Genomic DNA, 3,151 nt, shown 5'->3' with positions numbered 1-3,151 from the left:
GGGTGGGCCGGTTGCCGGGGGGAGCCCGACCTTCGTCGGTGCCAGGACGGGGACGGTGGTCCCCCGCGGCGGGAAACGTCTTTCCGTCGTTGTTTCCCGAAAGTCCCGTCAAAGGTGTTGTCCGCGCAATTGCCGACGCTTTTCCCGCACGTCCGAGGATATATGTGACGGTGCTGTTGTCGAATTCAGCGTGACGTGCACCGCCCCCTTTACGAGATGGCGATTTGACACCGCGAAACACCGCTGAATCAATGCCTCCGTATAAGAAGGACGGGCGAGCCGCATGGCTCGCTCTACCCACTGTAGAACAGCGGGTACGCACCCTCGCCGACCGTCGGTCATTGAGGAGGTCCACGTACGTGGCCAAGCAGATTCAGCATCTGGACCGGGTGGCAATCCGGTTCGCCGGTGACTCCGGCGACGGAATGCAGCTCACCGGCGACCGTTTCGCCTCCGAGACCGCCATCCTGGGAAACGACCTGTCGACCTTGCCCAACTACCCCGCCGAGATCCGCGCCCCATCGGGCTCGTTGCACGGCGTGTCCAGCTTCCAGGTGCATTTCGCGGCCCATGACGTCCTCACCCCCGGTGACTCCCCGGACGTCCTGGTGGCGATGAACCCGGCTGCACTGCGCGCCAATCTCGCCGATCTGCCGCCGAATGCGGAGATCATTGTCAACACGGATGAGTTCACCACGCGTAACCTTGAGAAGGTTGGTTACACGAGCAATCCGCTGGAGAACGACTCGCTCGACGGGTACACGGTGCACCGGGTGCCGCTGACCACCGCGACCGTCGCCGCGCTCGCCGACATCGACGTCTCCAAGAAGGACGCCGAGCGGGCGAAGAACATGTTCGCTCTCGGGCTGCTGTCGTGGATGTACAGCCGGCCCACCGAAGGTACGGTCGAGTTCCTCAAGCAGAAGTTCGCCAAGAAGCCGCAGCTGGCCGCCGCGAACGTGGCCGCGTTCCAGGCCGGTTGGAACTACGGTGAGACCACCGAGGACTTCGCCGTCCGCTACGAGGTCAAGCCCGCGAAGCTGGTACCCGGCACCTACCGCAGCGTCAACGGCAACTCGGCGCTCGCCTACGGTCTGGTCGCGGCTGGTCTGCGCGCCAACCTGCCGGTCTTCCTCGGCGCCTACCCGATCACCCCGGCATCGGAGATCCTGCACGACCTGTCGGGATACAAGCGGTACGGCGTGACGACCTTCCAGGCCGAGGACGAGATCGCGGCGGTCGGTTCGGCGCTCGGTGCCTCCTACGGCGGCGCGCTCGGTGTCACCTCGACCTCCGGCCCGGGGCTGGCGCTCAAGACCGAGACCCTCGGCCTCGCGGTGATGCTGGAGCTACCGCTGGTGGTCGTGGACGTGCAGCGGGCCGGTCCGTCGACCGGTCTGCCGACCAAGACCGAGCAGTCCGACCTGAACATCGCCCTGTTCGGCCGGCACGGTGAGGCACCGCTCGCGGTGATCGCCGCCCGCTCCCCGGCGGACTGCTTCGACGCGGCGCTGGAGGCGGCGCGGATCGCGCTGACCTACCGGATGCCGGTCATCCTGCTCTCCGACGGATACCTGGCCAACGGTTCCGAACCGTGGCGGCTGCCGGACCCGGCCGACCTGCCCGACCTGCGGGTGGAGTTCGCGACCGAGCCCAACGGGCCGGACGGGACATTCCTGCCGTACCTGCACGACCCGCACACGCTCGCGCGTCCCTGGGCGGTGCCGGGCACACCGGGTCTGGAACACCGCGTCGGCGGGTTGGAGAAGGCCGACGGCACCGGCGCGGTGTCCTATGTGCCGGCCGACCACGACGTGATGATGCGGCTGCGCGCCGCCCGGGTCGAGGCGATCGAGGTGCCCGATCTGGAAGTCGAGGACCCATCCGGCGAGGCTCGGGTGCTGGTGCTCGGCTGGGGTTCCACCTATGGGCCGATCGGCGCGGCCTGCCGCGTGCTGCGGGAAGGCGGGGTGGCCATCGCCCAGGCACACCTGCGTCACATCGCGCCGATGCCGAAGAACGTCGGCGCGGTACTTGCCGGCTACGACCGCGTCGTCATCCCGGAGATGAACCTCGGCCAGCTCGCCCACGTGGTACGTGAGCGTTACCTGGTCGACGTCGTCTCCTACAACAAGGTCAACGGCCAGCCGTTCACCTCGGCCGAGCTGGAGACGGTCCTCGGAGAGGTCGTGCGTAATGCCTGAAGTGCCCGTCAAGCTCACCGCCAAGGACTTCCGGTCGGATCAGGAGGTCCGCTGGTGCCCGGGCTGCGGTGACTTCGCGATCCTGTCTGCGATCCAGTCGTTCATGCCGGAACTGGGCATTCCGCGCGAGAACGTCACGTTCGTCTCCGGGATCGGCTGTTCGTCGCGTTTCCCGTACTACCTCAACACCTACGGCATGCACTCGATCCACGGTCGGGCGCCGGCGATCGCGACGGGTCTGGCGGTCAGCCGGCCGGACCTGTCGGTGTGGGTGGTCACCGGTGACGGTGACGCCCTGTCGATCGGCGGCAACCATCTCATCCACGCGCTGCGCCGCAACGTCAACATCAAGATTCTGCTGTTCAACAACCGTATCTACGGGTTGACCAAAGGTCAGTGCTCGCCCACGTCGGAATTCGGCAAGGTCACCAAGTCGACGCCGGCCGGCTCCCGCGACACCCCGTTCAACCCGATCGCGCTGGCGCTCGGCGCCGAGGCGTCATTTGTGGCGCGCACCATCGACTCCGACCGCAAGCACCTGCAGTCGGTGCTGCGTGCGGCCGCCGCACACGAAGGCAGCGCGTTCATCGAGATCTACCAGAACTGCGCCATCTTCAACGACGGTGCGTTCGACGTGCTGAAGGACCCGGCCAGCCGCGACTCGGTGCTGGTCCGCCTTGAGCACGGCAAGCCGATCACGTTCGGTGGCTCGGGGGAGAAGTGTGTGGTGCGTGAGCCGCGTGGTTTCGGGCTTGAGGTCGCCGACACCGCCCACGTCCCCCGTAGTGAGATCATCGTCCATGACGAGACGGTGGAGGGCCCGGCCTACGCCTTCACCCTGTCCCGGTTGTCCGACTCCGACCTGAGCAACACCCCGATCGGGGTGTTCCGTCGGGTGGGGCGGCCCACCTACGAGGCCATGGTGGCGGAGCAGAACACCTCGGCCC

The 3,151-nt window shown here is 67.0% G+C and carries 2 protein-coding genes; both read left to right on the top strand.

Annotated elements, in window-relative coordinates:
• The first annotated feature begins 425 nt into the window (after positions 1-425).
• Positions 426-2,204, top strand: coding sequence for a 2-oxoacid:acceptor oxidoreductase subunit alpha (locus U9980_RS04105; protein WP_416210146.1), 1,779 nt, complete (start codon positions 426-428; stop codon positions 2,202-2,204).
• The coding region (locus U9980_RS04100) for a 2-oxoacid:ferredoxin oxidoreductase subunit beta (RefSeq protein WP_322766743.1) at positions 2,197-3,151 on the top strand (955 nt) is incomplete at its 3' end. The genes U9980_RS04105 and U9980_RS04100, both read left to right, overlap by 8 nt.

It is taken from the genome of Protofrankia sp. Cr1, assembly GCF_963555865.1.
Classification (GTDB): Bacteria; Actinomycetota; Actinomycetes; order Frankiales; family Frankiaceae; genus Protofrankia.
Note: the sequence above shows the minus strand (reverse complement) of the source record. Positions and strands in the feature narration are given on the sequence as shown.